Genomic DNA, 16910 nt, shown 5'->3' with positions numbered 1-16910 from the left:
AGCCTTCCCCCTTTTTTTACCTTCGGAGCGCCCGAAAGATGCCCCAGAGCGTCGAACAGCACATAGCCGCCATTACTGATCGGATCAAGGATTTCGTCCGGTTTCTGGACCGGGAGGAAGTGGCTCCGGTACTGGCGGAATTGCGGGAGATGTTCGCCCGTGAGTTGCGGGCAACGGAAGGGTTTGCTTCCCACGAGCGCGAACTCCACGACCGGATTCGCCACGAATCCGATTACGAGCAGTTGCGGGCCATCCATGACGAACTGAACGTGCTGGAAATGGAACGATTCCTCGCCATCAGCTCCGTGTCGGCTCTGCACGCCAATTGTACGGAATACCGGGACATCCTGGCCGATCGAGCCCTCGCCCTGGCTGAAGACGAAATGGAGCACGACGGTCGCGGCCGTGCCCCGTGCCCCTATGCCCTCTGCAGCATGGGAAGCGACGGCCGTGAGGAGCAGACCCTCATCACGGACCAGGATTACCTGATTGTTTATGGGGACGGGGGCGGTGAGGCAGCCGATGAATGGTTCCGGGAGTTCTCGGAGCTGATCGTGGAGCGACTGGCACAGATCGGGTTCAAGAAGTGCACCGGCGACATCATGCCGTCGAACCCCACATGGCGCGGCTCGCTCTCCCAATGGCGGCGCAAGCTTCTGGCCATCGTCCGCTACGAATACGAGGACTACGCCAAGAATCTCATGGATCTGATCGTGATCTCCGACGCGCGGCACGTGGCCGGCGACCGGGACCTGGCGGCGACACTCATCGCCACCATCAGGGCGTTGGAAAAGGATTATTTCCAGGTGCTCTGGGGCATGGCCAAGGCAGCCACGGAAATGAAGCTGGCTCTGGGATTTCTCAAACGACTCTGGACCGAGGGATCGGGGGAGCACAAGGGGGAGTTCAACCTGAAGCTGCTGGCCTGGGCGCCGCTGGTGATGAACGTGCGCATCCTTGCCATCAACCAGGGGGTGCCGGCCACCAATACCGTGAAACGGATTGAGCACCTGGCCCGGGAGGGGAGTTTCTCTCCCTCGTTTGCTAACGGACTCGTGGAAGCCTATGAGGTACTCACCCGCCACCGGATTCTTCTTCAGATCAAGGTCATCAAGGGGATTCAGAAGAGCTCCTACTACCTGAATCCCTATACCCTCCCAGCCGAAGAGCGTGAAGCGATCCGTCAGGCCCTGCTCCGGATCGAGGACCTGCAGCGGACCATCCACACCAACTTCTCGATCATGTAGCGCCGTCACTTGAGCTGGCGCCAGCTTCGCAGGCCGATCTGGCTATGCCCGCCCCCCTCCAGCAGTTTGATGATTTCCCCCGTGGTCTTGGTGATGTACTTGTACTCGTGCTCATCTCCGGCCCCCACGATGGCAGGCGTCGATGCGAGACCGTCCCCCAGGAGGGTGCCGGTGGGCTTCACCTTGAGATCTCCGAGTACCGTGTCGCTATAATCCACCTTCCCGTCCAGATTCACATCGAATACCGGCCTGACCACTTCCCCGCCGGTGTCCATGTTCAGTTCCATGAGCCAGCTGATCCCGCCGAAGCTGCAGGCATCGGTATTGGGGATGAAGGTGGTGAAGATGATCTTGCGCGACCGGGCCACCGGGTCGGTGATCACCCGCTCCCCGGCCACGGGGAGGTCCAGATACCATCCCTTGGTCAGGCCGATCGGATTGTTCGACGAGGTGCGCCAACTGGTTCCGCTCTCGTCAATCCTGGTAACCGTCTGGGCGGTCAGGTCGGCGCGGGTGAGCAGGGCCCCGTTAGTGGCCTGGGCACTGGTGGGAGTGGTGGTGCTGTTGTAATCGTAGGCCCCATAAAAGGTCTGGGGCTGGGTAGATGAGATGTCCGTGGACTCATAGTATTTGCCGGTACCGAAAAAGACGATCTGGTAGCCGCCGCGCAGAACCACGTCGGGGGCCGTGGTGATCGGCTGGACGCTGCCGGCGGCAGTTTTCGCCCGGCACAGGGCCACGGGAGTCCCCGAGCGTTTCCAGACCACGTCCCAGTTGTTGCTGTTACTGCTGGAGAGGTCGAACTTCCAGAGGTGGCCGGTCAAATCTCCGGCATACACATAGTCCACAAAGCCATCGGCATCCCTGTCAATGGCGGCCGGCGTGGCGAGGCCGTTGGGCGAGACGCCGCTGAAGGTGCTCGCGTCCGCGACGATTTCCCGAATGACCGCACCCGTTGCCAGGTCAGCCACAATCAGGGTGGCGGCACGCCCCGAGGTGGTCCCCTCGTAACCGTTGGCCAGCAGCGCAACCCAGCGGAAGCCGCCCGACTGGGAACTATCCTTGAGTTTGACGATCAGGGGGGTGCCGAAGGAGTATCCCAGCCCCACCACTGTACCGCTCGTTTCGCTTGGTGAAGTATTGGTGATCTCCCAGAGGGGAATCGGGTTGGCGGCGTCGGTCACATCCAGGGCGAAATAGCCCTTGCCTCCCTCCCGCAGGCCGCAGACCGCAATGGTACGCCAGGAAGACGATGTTTCGGACTTGCCGTCGAGGCCTTTGGCGGTAATGAACGCATCGCCCACCGTGATCGCGCCGTTGACGTAGTTGGTGTGAGTATACGGGGTGGCACGGAGCAGTTTCAGCTTGGGCAGGAGAATATTCGGAATAAAGGCCCACTCCTCGGCACCGGTGTCGGCATTGAACGCGTGCAGCATCCCGTCGTTGGCCCCGGCTAGGATCAGCGACTGGCGCGTGGCGTTGTTTCGCTTGAACGTGGCGTAGTTGTTGTCGCTGTAGTAACCGTCCGGCGGCCCGAGAATGACCGGAGCCGACTGGACCATGTCGCCGAGCTTGCTCGCCCGATGCCGATAACCGGCCGGTTCGACGTCGCCCCGCACGTAGCCGATCATGGACGCGGTGCTTGCCGACGAGAAATTCATGAACCCGGCAGGAGCAAGGGTGGCTGCATTGGTGGAGGTAAAGTCGACCCGCCGGTACACTCCCGATTGGACGCCGGCAGTATAGACAGTGCGGGCGGAATTGGCATTCAGCAGCGCCCCGGCCTCCCACTTCGGCGAATTGGGATAGCCGGTAACGGCACCGTTTGCCTTGTTGATGCCGTAGGCCTCCAGGTAGCCGCTCCAGTCGGTCGAATCGAACCGGGCCCGGTAGAGCGTGGTGTTTGAGGTGAGATATGCGGTGCTGACCGCCACGGCGCTGGCGGAAGACTGTCTGCCGAGGATCTCGTTGACGGCGTTCTGGAGAGCCGTTGCCAGGTCCATGCCCGACGTGGTGGTATAGTAGGAGCCGCCGCCGTTCTCGGCGGTGGTCCGGAGCAGGCTGCTGTCAATGGTCATGCCAATGGTGTAGGTGGTGACGCTCTGGGTGCCGCCATAGGCTGAGGTTGCGTCGCTGCCGTTCATATGGGCGGCCACATCGGCCAGGTGGCTGTCGGCATCCGCGGCGTTGTCGCACCCGTAGGAGCTGAAGTCTCCACGGTAGCAGCCGTCATAGGTCGGCTCGCCATCGGTCACCACAATGGTGAAGCTCTTCTGGCAACTGGAGGTGATGGGGCTCGTATAGGAAACGCCGGTGTTATAGAGAGAGGTCCCCCCTTTGAAGTACTGCCAGACCTCCGACAAGGCCTCGCCCAGGGGGGTCCAGGTTTCGGCGCTGATCCCGCTCACGCTCGTATCGACGTTGGCCGAGGTCAGGTCGCCGCAGTTTCTGACAATGCTCCCGCCGTCAGTCTGCTTCCTGTCGAACCTGTCATAGCCGTCCACATTCAGTTTCGCCAGCCCGAACCTGACGCCTGACACGGTCTTGACCAGATTGCTGATGACCCCTCGCGCCGTCTGGATCCGGGTTTTCTGGAGCGTTGCATCCGTGCTCACCGTGCTGCGCTGGCTCGATGTCGCATGATAAAACAGCCAGTTGAGATAGTTCCCGTCCCAGCGGGTATCGTCATAGGGAAGCGGAAGCTTGATGGTGACGCTGTTTTTAGTGAAGTTGCCCTTTTTGTCGTCCCGGATATAGTCGTTTCCGGTCGACAGATAGTGATAGCCGTTACTGGTTGTCTGATAGTAGGTCCGATCGTTGTCGAACCCGCCGCTGTAACGGGCAGTGGGATCGAACGCCGAGTGCTGCATGATGATGTCCATGCTGCCCGAGTTGTCGAGCAGGATCATGACATTGGGCTGGGAGATATTGAGCAGGAACAGAGGGATCTGCGAGACCGCTGCCAGTGCCAGGGAAGCGACGATTCCGGCAAAGGCCATCGCCGCAGCCAGCAGGGCAAATTTCCTGAGAGTCGTATTGTCGGTGCTCATGGCAGGCTTCCTAATAGGCCGCAGTGGTGACCACCTGGATTTGCCTCGTGACGGTGGCGTTCCTGTTTTCACCTTCGGACGTAATCCGGTAGTAGTGAACCATCGCCCCGGCCGATGTGGATGTCCCCTGCTTGGCGCTCTCGCCCCCCGCATAGGAGGCGGGTGCGTTCTTCAGGTGCTGGATGTAGTAGCGAAATCTGCCGCTCACCACTCCGTCTGCCGTGACCGGCTCGTCATCGCTCCATACAGTGGCTGCGGTCGGTCGGGAGGTAGTGGTGTTGCTGAACCACGGGGCCGGGTTAAGCTGGTTTTCAGGCGCGGAACCCTGGTTCGCCAGCCACGCCAAGCCTGCCTTCACCCCGGATTCAGCGGCAAAAAAAGCCTTCTGTGATTCCTGGTAATGGGTGCTGAAGAGCATATCCATGAGGGTTGTCCGATACAGGATCGCCACCATCAGGGAAAGAACCACCATCAGAACAAGGGCCAGCGCCAGGGCGGCTCCCCGGTTGTTTGTCAGCGGACGGACCATCGCATCTCCCTTTTCACATATCCCTGACGGCAAGGTTTCGCAGCGAGATTGTCGTGCTCATCACCATCCGGCGGTACCCTCCCCCGCTCCGGGCCACACCGTTGCCGTCGTCTCCGGTGAGCCGGATCGAATCTCCGGCCCCGTACTGTCGGTCAGGCTTTGCCGTTCGCACGATAATGCTGATCCGCACCGCCCGCAGCTTGTCGACGTCATGGTCGGGATCGTCGGTGACGGGGGCATCGAGCCACGTACCATCCCGGAAGTAATATTTGACCTGAAAATCCTCGATCCCCGAGGCGACCGGCCGCTCCTCCACTGCGCCGGTCAGGCCGGCCTGTGACTGCCGGCGCAGGTTCATGCCGGCATCCACGTAGTACCTCACGGTGCGGAGGGCCTCGGGGGCCAGTCTCAGCACCTTGGCTCCGACCGGATAGCCGCCCGGTGGAAACAGGTTGACGGCAGGGTTGGACGGATTGTAGAAGGAGGCCAATGGCCCGTCGCCCGCTCCGTTGCCGTGTTTGACCGACAATCCGCCGGCGGACGTCGTATCCGTTACCATCAGGATTGAGCCGTACTTGGCAAGATCAGTGGGATCGTAGATGATGATCAGGTCGTTAGCGTTAATCCCGTCGGTCGAGCTGACCGGGGTATTGCTCGACGATGGCGGCGGGACACTTCCTGACAGGGTAATGTCCGGCATCGCGTCGGAGGGCTGATCGCAATAACGGATGGCGATGGAATCGGTATCCGCCGCCGGCACTGCCACCTTGGGGGAGCCGAAGACGTTTGCCTCGGCAACCGCGTAGTAATTGTCGGTAACCGTGCCGACCCCCTTGTTGTAGAACCGTATCTTCAGATTACCCACATCGCTCAGGCCATAGCCTGTCATCCGCAGGTCCCGCTCCATGGCGGTCATGGCCAGCCGGGCTTGCTGCTGCATCCGGACGGCCTCCTCCCGAACAAGGTATTCGTGCTGCCCGCGAAGGAACACTGCTGAAACGCCGGCCGTGATAATCGCGAAGATCACGATCACCACCAGCACCTCAACAAGGCTGTACCCCTTTGTGCCACCAGACCGGAATACCGTCATCGCCGCCTCTAGTAGTCCCGCTTCAGCATGGTGAACGTTCTCGATCTTTCGTGGCCGTTGCTGTTCCACCTGACCCTGACCGTAACGGTCTTGATCCCCACATCAGGGACATTGTCCTCCACCTTCACCTCCCTGACATACCCCACTGCTGAGGCATTGGCGGTGGTATAGGGTTCAAAAGCCCCCCCGGTGGCAGGCAGCGAACCATAACTGCGGGCCGTGAACCGCTCCAGCATATCCTGGCCGAGACTGGCCGCCATGGTCATGTCGCGTGTGAACCTGCCGGAATTGATCGACATCCAGAGGACCATGATGACCGACAGAAAGCCGACCACCAGAATCAGCAGCGCAATGAGCATCTCCACGAGACTCATGCCCTGCCGGTTCGAAAGATATCCCTTGATCATCTCTCCCGACTTCGTCATTTCCTTGGCCCCGATTTCCGTCTTTTTGACTTCATCTTGCCCCGCAACAATACCCCACTACCATGTGCAGCAACGCCCATGCCAAACCGCCGGGGAGCGCAGCCTGCACATAAGGCAGGGGATGCGAAGGAACCAAACGAGAGGCATCGGCACCATACTATGAAAAACATGCGGCGTCATGCCCCTCGAAGCGGGCATATGGCCGGAGGTCACTGCAGGGCGTTCCCAGCGCGGCACTCAGCGTTTTACCGCTGGATAGCCGGCACAGACCCGCTCCGCCTCAGTGAGCAGGTCCATCATCTCACCGGCGGAGCCAGGCGGAGGCGTATCAACCAGCTGATGTTCCATGCATTCAGAAAAACTCCGAAAGAGTGGCGGGGCGGCATCCGGCGCAACCGGCGACCGACGGCGCGCCGGGGCCTTCGCTTCCGGCACCGCTTTGCCGTGCGTCCTGCCGGCGGCCTTACGTGCCGGCGCTGCGGCCGGCTCCTGCAGGTCAGCGGCGGCTCGGGGGTTATCGGTGTAATATGCGCTTCCGTCCCGCGCCTTCAGCTTGTACAGCACCATGGGGGGCGGCGGGGGAGGGGGCTCGGTAGCCGTCTGTTCCGGAAGCGGTTCCGCTGACGGGGCGGAGGCGACCACCCCTTCGGGACTCCCGGCCGGAGCGGCGCTGGCGGCCGGCTCACGAGATTCGCGAGGGACCGGTGTCGATGCCATCGGCTCTATTTCGCTCTCAGGCTTGCGGGCCGCCGACACCGGGGGATGCGCGCCGGCGGGGATGGCAAAACCATTCTTGAGAAAGGCCGTCCCGAACTCATTGAGTTTCGGAATCCTGGAATGGCACCCATCACACTGCATGCCGTATTTTCTGGCAAAGGCCGACATGGCCGAAGCATCGGCAATCAGCCATAGCGACGCGGCCACTGCAACCAGAATCCGCAACGTCCACCAGTTCACCGCCATCGTACCCCCATTGACTGCCCATACTCGTTCATTCACGACGATCTCTCACCGCCTTCTATCAGCGCACCATAATAGTAAGCAATTCTCATTCCTTCAACAGGCAAACGCATGAGCACTCCCGTCAATCCCCCCTCTTGCCCTTCCCCCTCCCCTGTGTTACAAGCTGATATACATTATTTTCCACAGAGGTTCGCCATGCCTATCGCCACGAAAATCGCCGGCCACATTTCCAAGTCGTCATGGATTCGCAAGATGTTCGAGGAGGGGGAGCGACTGCGGCAGATCCACGGCGCCGACAATGTGTACGATTTCACCATCGGCAACCCCGACACGGAGCCACCCGAGCAGTTCCGGGAAGAACTCCTCAACCTGGCTCGGCACCCCGTGCCCGGCATGCACCGCTACATGAGCAACGCCGGCTATGCGGAAACCCGCGGTGCCGTGGCCGAAGTTCTTTCCGAGGCGGCAGGCTTCGAGGTGAAGGCCGACCACGTCATCATGACCTGTGGGGCCGGCGGCGCCCTCAACGTGGTCCTGAAGACTATTCTCAACCCGGGGGAAGAGGTGATCATCCTGGCCCCCTACTTCGTGGAATATAAATTCTACATCGATAACCACGGCGGCGTGCCACGGGAGGTCTGGACCGACCGCGAGACCTTCCAGCTCGACGTGGCGGCCATCGAGGCGGCCATGACCGCCAAGACCCGGGCGATCATCATCTGCTCGCCCAACAACCCCACCGGCGTCATTTATCCTGAAGAGAGCCTGGCGGCTCTGGGCGAGATGGTGGCACGGATGGAGCGGCGCTTCGACCGCCAGATCTACGTTATCTCCGACGAGCCCTATGCCCGCATCAGCTACGACGGCAAGCAGGTGCCGAACATCTTCCGGTTTGTGCAGAGCTCTGTCATCGTCACCTCCCACAGCAAGGACCTGGCCCTGCCCGGCGAGCGGATCGGCTATCTGGCGGCCAATCCCCGCGCCCGCGGCGTGGAACAGTTCATGGAAGGGGCGGTCTTCTCCAACCGGGTGCTCGGTTTTGTGAATGCGCCGGCCCTCATGCAGCGGCTCGTGGCCAAGCTGCAGCGGTCCTCCGTGGACATCGGCGAGTACCAGGCCAAGCGAGACCTGTTCTACGACAGCCTCACCGCCATGGGGTTCCGGATGGTGAAGCCCGACGGCGCCTTCTACCTCTTTCCCCAATCGCCGCTGGCAGATGATGTGGCATTCGTCACCATGGCCCAGAAACACCGCATTCTGCTCGTCCCCGGTGCCGGATTCGGCGCACCCGGCTTCTTCAGGATCGCCTACTGCGTGGATCGGGGCGTCATCGAACGGAGTCTGCCCGCATGGCGGGAGCTGGCCCGCGACGCAGGCCTGGGCGGGAGCTGACGATCGGCAACAATTTTAATTTTCAAAATCACAGCATTATCGATTCAAATCAATAACATTTGAAACTTGACTTTTCGAATTGAAATGCGCTAAGGTCAGCTCACTTCAGACATAGCGTCAACACTGCCGCAGATACACGACAATACTAAACCATCCGCGAGGATGGGACGGAAAGCCCACAGGGTCTCACCGAGACAGCCGGGTCGCCGAATTATCGAGATCGATATTCAGGCGACCCGGCTTTTTTTGTGGCGACGATTAAGGAGGAAACACCATGAATATGGGAAAAAAGATACAGGAAATGGCCGTGTGGCTCGAATTTCTCGTGGGATCGGGACTGGCGATCTTCTTCCACCTGGTGCTCCACTACGAGCAGGCCGCCTACGTGATCTTCGGCATCGGCATCCTGCTGGCCCTGGGCACCTACCTGATCCGCGAAGAGATCGAAAAAAACCGCTCACACTTAGTGGAACAGTACCAGCAGGCCCACGAAATCCCCTTTGCCATGGCCGGGATCGCCGACCCCGAATGCCTGGCAAAGGCTCATGAGCTGATCGCCGGCACCCGACGCACCATCACGATTCTTCAGCAAGGGTACATTCCTCTGGACGAGAATGAGTTCTACCTGGAAGGGGCGAAACTGTCCGATCAGGCGGTACGCGAAATACGTGCCGTGGATCCGCTGATGGCGGGATGGTGGACCAGGGGAGCCCTGGTCAACTTTTACCAGGCAAACCTGCGCGCCCTGGACCGCGGCGTGAGGATCAGGCGGATCTTTGTCGTCAACCGGGAAGAACTTGGAGAGCCGGAGGTGCAGAAGGTGCTCCTCAGCCACTACCGCGACGACATCGACATCCGGATCGTGTACCGGGACGAGCTGCCGGCAGCGGGCGAGATCATCGGCCGCGACACCAACAGCTCTTTCGACTTCGCCCTCTACGACGATCGCGTTGCCACCGATGTCTTCGCTCATCCGGGCAAGTATTACGGCAGGAAAACGGCCCAGCCCATGGAGGTGGCCAAGTACCGGCACCTCTACGAACTGATCGAGCACAGCGCCCACACGGTCAGCGAGGATGGTGACAGGATCGTGCCGTCGGCCGAGGTCATGCCCCTGGCCTCCTGAAATGAACGAAAAAACCCGTACCCCCGCGAGGGTACGGGCTCAGCCACAGGGTAACGGAACCGCCTAGCCCTTGCCCAGGGCTTCCAGCATGGCGACGCCCATCTTGGTGGGGCTGGTGGCCACCACCACCCCGCATTCGGAAAGGGTCCGGATCTTGTCCTCGGCTTTTCCCTTGCCGCCGGTGATGATGGCGCCGGCATGCCCCATCCTCTTGCCCGGAGGCGCGGTGACGCCGGCGATAAAGGATGCCACCGGCTTCTTCATGTTTTCCTTGATCCAGTAGGCCGCTTCTTCCTCGGCAGTGCCGCCGATCTCACCGATCATGAAGACCGCCTCGGTGTTCTTGTCCTCGTTAAAGAGCTTGAGCACGTCAATGAAGTTCATGCCGATGATCGGGTCGCCGCCGATGCCGACGCAGGTGGACTGACCGAGCCCCGCCTCGGTGATCTGCTTGACCGCCTCGTAGGTGAGGGTGCCGCTGCGGGAGACCACACCAATCTTGCCGGGCTTATGAATGTAGCCGGGCATAATCCCCACCTTGCACTCGCCCGGAGTGATGACGCCAGGGCAGTTCGGTCCCACGAGCCGGGTCCGGCTCTCCTGGAGGATGCGCTTCACCGGAACCATGTCGCGCACCGGGATTCCTTCGGTGATGCAGACCGCCAGTTCCAGTCCCGCGTCGGCCGCCTCAAGGATGGCGTCGGCCGCGGCCGGCGGCGGGACGAAGATCATGGACACATTGGCCCCGGTGTACCTGACCGCTTCCTCGACGCTGTTGAAGACCGGTATCCCTTCGATGTGAATCCCCCCCTTGCCGGGGGTGACGCCGGCCACGATCCTGGTGCCGTAGTCCCGGCACTGCTGGGTATGGAAGAGACCGCTGCGGCCGGTTATGCCCTGAACGACTATTTTCGAATCGCTGTTGATGAGTATGGACATTGATGATCTCCGTCAATTGATGTGTAGGGGCAAACCTTGTGTTTGCCCTGACAGAAGGCGATCACAAGGATCGCCCCTACGGACCCGTTCACCCGAGCATCCCCACGATCCGTTCCGCCCCCTCGCCCAGGGAGTCGGCGGTCTGGACGTTGAGCCCCGATTCGACCAAGAGCTGCTTCCCTTCCGCCACCTTGCTGCCGTCCATCCGGACCACGATCGGCAGGGTGCAGTGCACCTCGCTGGCGGCCTCGATGATCCCCTGGGCGATCACGTCGCAGCGCATGATCCCGCCGAAGATATTAACGAAGACCCCCTTCACGTCCGCATCCTCCAGGATGATCTTGAAGGCCTCGGCCACCTTCTCGCGCGTGGCGCCGCCGCCGACGTCCAGGAAGTTGGCCGGCTCGCCACCGAACTCCTTGAGCACGTCGAGAGTGGCCATGGCGAGCCCCGCGCCGTTGACCATGCAGCCGATATTGCCGGAGAGCTTGATGTAGGAGAGATCGTACTTGCCGGCATTGATCTCCAGGGTGTCGAGCTGGGAGTAATCCATCATGTCCGGGTATTCCCGGTGCCGGAAGATGGCGTTGTCGTCAAAGTTGATCTTGGCGTCCATGGCCATGAGCCAACCAGCCCGGGTGACCACCAGGGGGTTGATTTCGACCAGCGAGCAGTCCTTTTCCAGAACCACCTTGTAGAGATTGAGCATCAGCTCCACGCAGTCCTCGCAGAGGGTGCCGGAAAGCCCGAGGGCCAGGGCGATGCGGCGGGCCTGGAACGGACGAAGGCCCGTGTAAGGGTCGATGGTGAGAACATGGATCTTGTCGGGGGACTTCTGGACCACCTCCTCGATGTCCACTCCCCCTTCGGCCGAAGCGATGAGGCAGTAGCGAGAGGTGGAACGGTCGAGAGTAATGGAGAGATAAAACTCGCGGGCGATCTCCACGGCCTCCTCCACCAGGATGCGGCGGACCTTGAGACCTTCGGGACCGGTCTGGGGGGTGATGAGGCGACGCCCGAAAAGCTCCTTGCCGTAATCCTGGGCCTGCTCCGGATGATGGACCAGTTTGACGCCGCCGGCCTTGCCGCGTCCGCCGGCATAGATCTGGGCCTTGATGACGCAACGCCCCCCCATCTCCTTGGCCGCCCGCTCCACCTGGTCGGAGGTGAGGGCCACCCGCCCCCGGGGCACCGGGATGCCGTAGGCGCTCAGTATTTCCTTTGCCTGGTACTCATGAATGTTCATGACGCCCCCTTTAGTATTAATAAAACAGTTTTATGTATACCATAAACGCAATGCGAATGGTAAGACAAATTCACACGATCAACCTTAACTGTTTACTCCTGTCGTCAACGATTTATAATACTACCAGACTATGCCCAGGGAGGAAGCCGTGCCCGGAAATGAACTTCAGGAACTTGTCGCCCGCGGGATGAAGGCTGCCAACAGCGGAAGGACCGCTGCTGCACTCGAATGCTTCGAACGGGTGGTGAAGCTGCAGAGCACTCCCGTCAACTGGTCCTATCTTGCCTTCTGCGTTGCCCGGGAGCGGCAACAGTTCGAGCATGCTACCCGGCTCTGCGAGGAGGCGGTTCGCCGTGAACCCCGCAGCTCGGTCCTCTATCTGAACCTGGGGAAGGTTTACCTCCTTTCCGGCCGCAAGGACGACGCCATCAGGACCTTTCGCCAGGGGCTCCTCTATGAGCGCAACACCTTGATCGAATCGGAGCTGCGCCGGCTCGGCCTGCGGAAACCGCCGGTCCTGAACTTTCTTGCCCGAGAACACCCCGTTAACAAATATCTCGGCATTATGCTGAAAAAGTTGAAGATAAGATGAGCCCGCCGGGCGATTGGGAGGAGGGACGTGATGATCAGGCACCTGGAATTCAAGAGCAGAACGCGAACCGACATGATCGACATCACGTCCGCGGTGCAGGAGCAGGTGCGGTCCGCCGCCGTCCGGAACGGCGTGTGCCACTTGTTCGTGCTTCACACCACGGCGGGAATCACCATCAACGAGGGGGCCGACCCGGCTGTTCAGCGCGACATGGTCAACTTTCTCGATCGGCTTGTCCCCATCGATCCGTACTTCACCCACGCGGAAGGAAATTCGGACGCACACATCAAATCAACCCTCACGGGAACCTCGCTGACAGTCTTCATTGTGGAGGGGAAATTGCTGCTCGGCAGCTGGCAGTCGATCTACCTCTGTGAATTCGACGGACCGCGTCATCGACGGGTGGCCGTCAAGGTGGTACCCGACCCCTGACGCAACGGCGATGAAATCAGGGGGTCCGTCACTCAAGTTTCCTGCCGAATTGCCGATAAAGATACTAATGAAAGCATGCCTACCCGATAGTGCCCGGATCAAGGCACAGTCCCGAGCATGACCGGGGATCCCGCATCCCTCGTGGCAGCCGGCCTGCTGCTGGGAATGGTCGCGGGATTCGTCATGCACCGTTCCGACTTCTGCATGGCGGGTGCGTTTCGCGACCTGTTCCTCTTCGGCAGCGCCACTATGCTCAGGCCAGTGCTGCTGATGTCAGCGGCTGCCATGGTCCTGTTCGAGGTCGCACGCGTGTGCGGGTTGGTGCCGCTGTACCCCTTCCCCCTTTTCGGAGTACCCTCCGCGTCGAACCTCGCGGGGGGCGCCATCTTCGGCGTCGGCATGGTGCTGGCGGGAGGGTGTGTCGTGGGGACCCTCTACCGGGTCGGGGCGGGAAACGTTGCCGCGATGGTTACACTGGCGGGGCTCGTGGCCGGGAGCGCACTCTACGCAGAGATCCACCCCGTCTGGAAGCGCCTGGCCGACGCTACCGCCATGCCGGCGATGGGGGTTACGGTCCCGGCGTTTCTGGGGATTGAACCCTATTGGCTCACAACGCCGCTGGCCATCGTAGCCGCCCTGATTGTCTTCCACTGGCAACGCCGGGGCATGCTGACCCGCCAGGCACAGGTGGAAGGCTACCTCCAGCCGTGGTGGACGGCGCTGGCGCTGGCAGGGGTCAGCCTCCTGTCCGTGATGGCCACTACCATGCCGCTGGGGGTGACAACGTCCTACACAAAGGCGGGAGGATGGCTTCTCGACCGAGTCATTCCCGGGCATATTGCCGAACGTAACTACTTTCTGGCGCTTCCGCTCAACCTTGCGGCAACGACACCCCTTGGTGAAGTGCCCCTTATCGGCGGACCCGCGCCGGTAACGGACGCAATCGCGCTTGTCCAGGTACCGGTCATCGCCGGAATCATCGCGGGCAGCGCGCTTTCCGCGCTCCTGCTGGGAGAGCTCGGCTTCCGCTACCGCATCCCGGCCCGGCAGTACCTGGCCGCCCTGACCGGTGGGATACTCATGGGCCTTGCCGCACGAATGGCTCCCTCCTGCAACATCTGGCACCTGGCCGGAGGGTTGCCGATCCTGGCGTGGCAAAGCATCATCTTTACAGCAGGGCTCCTGGCCGGAGCCTGGCTGGGGAGCAGGATCATCATCCGGCTTCTTGCATGACCGGGCCCGGACGGGCTTGGGGACCATCTCGCGACAGAGGTTGATGTCATGGAAACCATTGAATTCGACATCCGCGGCCAGATCTGCCCCTCCACGCTGCTGACTGCGCTGAAGGAAATCAACCGCCACCGCACCAGCCTCAAAAACGGGAACTGCGTGCTCGTGTTCCTGACCGACAATCGGGATGCAACCATCACGATCCCGGAAACGGTGCGCAACATGGGATATGGGGGCCAGGTGGAAAAACGGAACGGATACTACGTGCTGACGATCTCACAGGCGGGCGGAAGCGATGGGCCTCATTGATACGTTGAAATCATTTTTCGGCAATCTGTCCGGCAGGGACGAGATACGCCGGCTCCGCAGGGAAAACGAGGAACTGGCCGAGCGGGAGCGCAAGGCTATCGCCTATATCCGGGAGAAGACGAACCACCTGCTGACCACCATCGGTACCCTCCCCCTGCGCCACGAAGAGCTTGACGACCGCAGCCTGCTGGAAGTGGATCCCATCGGCATCGTCTGCGATTCCTTCGAACAGATTCTTGAGCACATGAAAGAGGTGAATGCCGAGCTGAAGCTGGCCCATGACGAGATCCAGGGAATCTTCGACTGTTCCGACGCCGCCATTTTCGTGCTGGACACCTCGATGAACATCCAGGCGAGCAACTCCCAGGCCCGGAAAATATTCGCCTACGACGGCAACCCCATCGGGAAGACCTGCGACGAAATCATCTGCCGCACGAAATATCCCGAAGGCTGCATTTTCACGAGCATCATAGCCTCGAAACGCGCCGAGCGGCGCAGCGAGTGCGGCCGCGTCGGGAGATGGTTCAACGTCCACGGCGCCCCCATCAAGAACCGCTTCGGCGACATCACCCACGTGGTTCTCTTCTACACGGACATTACCGAGGAGAAGCGGGTGCTCGATACGCTCCGCGAACGCGAGGGGATGTATGACCTGATCCTCGACAATGCCAGCGACTTGTTCCAGAGCATAGCCATCGACGGTTCAATCAACTATGTGAACCGGGCATGGCGTACCACTCTGGGCTACACTGACGACGATCTCGCCACGCTCTCAATCTTCGACGTCATTCATCCTGAGTCCGTGGATCATTGCCGCGAGATATTCATGAGACTGCTGGCCGGCGCGCGTTCAGGGCCGGTCTCCTTCTCGTTCGTAACAAAACACGGCCGGATCGTACCGGTCACCGGCTCCGTATCGTGCAATTTCCGGGACGGGAAACCCTATGCCACCTGCGGCATTTTCCACATCATGTCCGGCGTCGGCCAGGACAACGCCACCGCCGGCCCCGACAAGGAGAGCCGGGCCGGCGGCCAGCGCGCCGGCTGATCCGCGACCATGGGCAGCACTTCGTCCGGTTCCTTCTTCGCCTATTCCCCCGACACCAGCATTCACTATCGTATCCACGGCTGTGGCCCGGTGAGCGTGGTCTTTATCCACGGTTTTGCCGCGGCCCTGACCACATGGGACGATCTGGTCCCCCTCTTCTCCCCTGGCCGTTTCACCCTTTACCTGATCGACCTGAAGGGATTCGGTTTTTCGTCCAAGCCGCGGCGCGGTTCGTATTCTCTGGCAGAACAGGCCGCCGTAGTCACGGCCTTCATACAGACACAGGGCCTTCGGCAGGTCGTGCTCGCGGGGCATTCCCTCGGCGGCGGCATCGCACTGCTGGCGGCCCTCCGCGCCAACGAACGGGGTGACGACGGACTGATCGACAGGCTGATTCTCCTGGACTGTGCCGCCTACCCCCAGCGGCTTCCCCGTTTCATGCGACTGCTCGGGGTGCCGGTGCTCGCCCGGCTCGGCATGGCCCTGATCCCGGTACGCCTGATCGTCAAGTCTACCCTCCGCGCGGTATTCGAAGACCCCACCGCCATCACGGCGGAACGCATCCGGCGTTACGAAACCTGCTTCGGCAGAAGGGGGATAGCGCGGGTGCTGATCCGGACCGTGCGGGAGCTTTCACGGACCGACGTCTCAGCCGTCATTCAGCGGTATGGAGAGATAGCCATCCGCACCCTCATCATCTGGGGAGAAAACGACCGCATCGTCCGGCCGACTCAGGGCCGCCGCCTGGTTGACGCCCTGCCGTCGGCGCGGCTGGCTGTCATTGGTGCCTGCGGCCACAATCCCCACGAGGAGCAGCCGCTCCGGACCTACGAACTGATGAGGGAATTCATCGAAGAAGGAGAGGATAAGGGCGAGGGTATGAGCGCCGCGCAACGCAGCCGATGTCCTGCGCTGTAGTTTTGCATCGACGAATATGGCTACGGAGTGCGGCGCAGTTCGTCAATAAAGCGCCGGTAGCGCTCCTCGCCGGCGATGAACTGGGTAATCTTGATGCCCATCCCGCTCTTCCTGACGAGATGGATGACCTGGGGGGGGACCTTTTTGGACCACCTGACCATCCCTTCCAGAAAGACCGGCTCGCTATCGGGCAGCTCCAGTTCGATCTGGATGAGGGTGCCCGGCGGGCAGAGGTTGGTGGTCTTGATGAAGAGGCCGCGGGGCGAGACATCTTCAGTGAAGGCGAGCCGACTGGGGGTATCGGTTCCGAACCTGAGCGACAGGCGTTTTTTTGACCTCCCCGTCTTCCGTTTCTCAACCATGCCCCATCCTTT

The 16910-nt window shown here is 61.1% G+C and carries 17 protein-coding genes and 1 riboswitch; of the genes, 9 read left to right on the top strand and 8 right to left on the bottom strand.

Features of this window, described 5'->3' with window-relative positions; genetic code table 11:
* The first annotated feature begins 38 nt into the window (after positions 1-38).
* On the top strand, positions 39-1247 hold the full coding sequence (locus GS_RS05330; protein ID WP_010941728.1) for a putative nucleotidyltransferase substrate binding domain-containing protein: 1209 nt from the start codon (positions 39-41) through the stop codon (positions 1245-1247).
* Positions 1248-1252: 5 nt separating this feature from the next.
* On the opposite strand, the gene GS_RS05325 is transcribed toward GS_RS05330, so the two are convergent.
* The 5 genes from GS_RS05325 to GS_RS05305 all read right to left on the bottom strand — a co-directional run bounded on the left by GS_RS05325 (position 1253) and on the right by GS_RS05305 (position 7304).
* On the bottom strand, positions 1253-4297 hold the full coding sequence (locus GS_RS05325) for a pilus assembly protein (RefSeq protein ID WP_010941727.1): 3045 nt from the start codon (positions 4295-4297) through the stop codon (positions 1253-1255).
* A 10-nt stretch (positions 4298-4307) separates the two neighbouring features.
* Positions 4308-4826, bottom strand: coding sequence for a pilus assembly PilX family protein (locus GS_RS05320; protein ID WP_010941726.1), 519 nt, complete (start codon positions 4824-4826; stop codon positions 4308-4310).
* Positions 4827-4839: 13 nt separating this feature from the next.
* Positions 4840-5985, bottom strand: a complete 1146-nt coding sequence (locus GS_RS05315) for a PilW family protein (protein ID WP_235044981.1) — start codon at positions 5983-5985, stop codon at positions 4840-4842.
* Positions 5925-6341 carry a type IV pilus modification PilV family protein gene (locus GS_RS05310; protein WP_235044980.1) on the bottom strand — a complete coding sequence of 139 codons (417 nt, stop codon included), beginning with the start codon at positions 6339-6341 and terminating at the stop codon, positions 5925-5927. The genes GS_RS05315 and GS_RS05310 overlap by 61 nt, the downstream gene beginning before the upstream one ends.
* Before the next feature lie 237 nt (positions 6342-6578).
* The gene (locus tag GS_RS05305) at positions 6579-7304 is read right to left on the bottom strand and encodes a cytochrome c (protein WP_010941723.1); all 726 of its coding nucleotides are present in this window, start codon (positions 7302-7304) and stop codon (positions 6579-6581) included.
* Positions 7305-7499: 195 nt separating this feature from the next.
* Here GS_RS05305 and GS_RS05300 point away from each other — a divergent pair, with 195 nt between their 5' ends.
* Both GS_RS05300 and GS_RS05295 read left to right on the top strand, forming a co-directional pair.
* A complete protein-coding gene (locus tag GS_RS05300; protein ID WP_010941722.1) occupies positions 7500-8696 on the top strand; it encodes a pyridoxal phosphate-dependent aminotransferase in 1197 nt (398 codons plus the stop codon).
* A gap of 134 nt (positions 8697-8830) precedes the next feature.
* Positions 8831-8907: riboswitch (cyclic di-GMP riboswitch) on the top strand.
* Between the two features lie 63 nt (positions 8908-8970).
* Entirely contained in the window at positions 8971-9822 is an 852-nt protein-coding gene (locus GS_RS05295; RefSeq protein WP_010941721.1) for a hypothetical protein, read from the top strand.
* Between the two features lie 63 nt (positions 9823-9885).
* On the opposite strand, the gene sucD is transcribed toward GS_RS05295, so the two are convergent.
* Both sucD and sucC read right to left on the bottom strand, forming a co-directional pair.
* Positions 9886-10761 carry a succinate--CoA ligase subunit alpha gene (gene sucD / locus GS_RS05290; protein WP_010941720.1) on the bottom strand — a complete coding sequence of 292 codons (876 nt, stop codon included), beginning with the start codon at positions 10759-10761 and terminating at the stop codon, positions 9886-9888.
* Between the two features lie 88 nt (positions 10762-10849).
* Entirely contained in the window at positions 10850-12007 is a 1158-nt protein-coding gene (sucC, locus tag GS_RS05285; protein WP_010941719.1) for an ADP-forming succinate--CoA ligase subunit beta, read from the bottom strand.
* Positions 12008-12155: 148 nt separating this feature from the next.
* Here sucC and GS_RS05280 point away from each other — a divergent pair, with 148 nt between their 5' ends.
* From GS_RS05280 to GS_RS05255, 6 genes are all read left to right on the top strand, one after another.
* Complete coding sequence (locus GS_RS05280; RefSeq protein WP_010941718.1) at positions 12156-12599, top strand: tetratricopeptide repeat protein; 444 nt, start codon at positions 12156-12158, stop codon at positions 12597-12599.
* Between the two features lie 30 nt (positions 12600-12629).
* Positions 12630-13031, top strand: a complete 402-nt coding sequence (locus tag GS_RS05275; protein WP_010941717.1) for a secondary thiamine-phosphate synthase enzyme YjbQ — start codon at positions 12630-12632, stop codon at positions 13029-13031.
* A gap of 117 nt (positions 13032-13148) precedes the next feature.
* Positions 13149-14264: a YeeE/YedE family protein gene (locus tag GS_RS05270; protein ID WP_010941716.1), complete on the top strand. Its 1116-nt coding sequence runs from the start codon at positions 13149-13151 to the stop codon at positions 14262-14264.
* Between the two features lie 48 nt (positions 14265-14312).
* Positions 14313-14570: a sulfurtransferase TusA family protein gene (locus tag GS_RS05265; protein ID WP_010941715.1), complete on the top strand. Its 258-nt coding sequence runs from the start codon at positions 14313-14315 to the stop codon at positions 14568-14570.
* Between the two features lie 4 nt (positions 14571-14574).
* Positions 14575-15618, top strand: a complete 1044-nt coding sequence (locus tag GS_RS05260) for a PAS domain-containing protein (RefSeq protein ID WP_235044979.1) — start codon at positions 14575-14577, stop codon at positions 15616-15618.
* Between the two features lie 9 nt (positions 15619-15627).
* A complete protein-coding gene (locus tag GS_RS05255) occupies positions 15628-16536 on the top strand; it encodes an alpha/beta fold hydrolase (protein WP_010941713.1) in 909 nt (302 codons plus the stop codon).
* 20 nt (positions 16537-16556) lie between these two features.
* On the opposite strand, the gene GS_RS05250 is transcribed toward GS_RS05255, so the two are convergent.
* Entirely contained in the window at positions 16557-16898 is a 342-nt protein-coding gene (locus GS_RS05250) for a PilZ domain-containing protein (RefSeq protein WP_010941712.1), read from the bottom strand.
* Positions 16899-16910 lie beyond the last annotated feature (12 nt).

The sequence above is a fragment of the Geobacter sulfurreducens PCA genome, from assembly GCF_000007985.2.
Taxonomy (GTDB): Bacteria; Desulfobacterota; Desulfuromonadia; order Geobacterales; family Geobacteraceae; genus Geobacter; species Geobacter sulfurreducens.
Note: the sequence above shows the minus strand (reverse complement) of the source record. Positions and strands in the feature narration are given on the sequence as shown.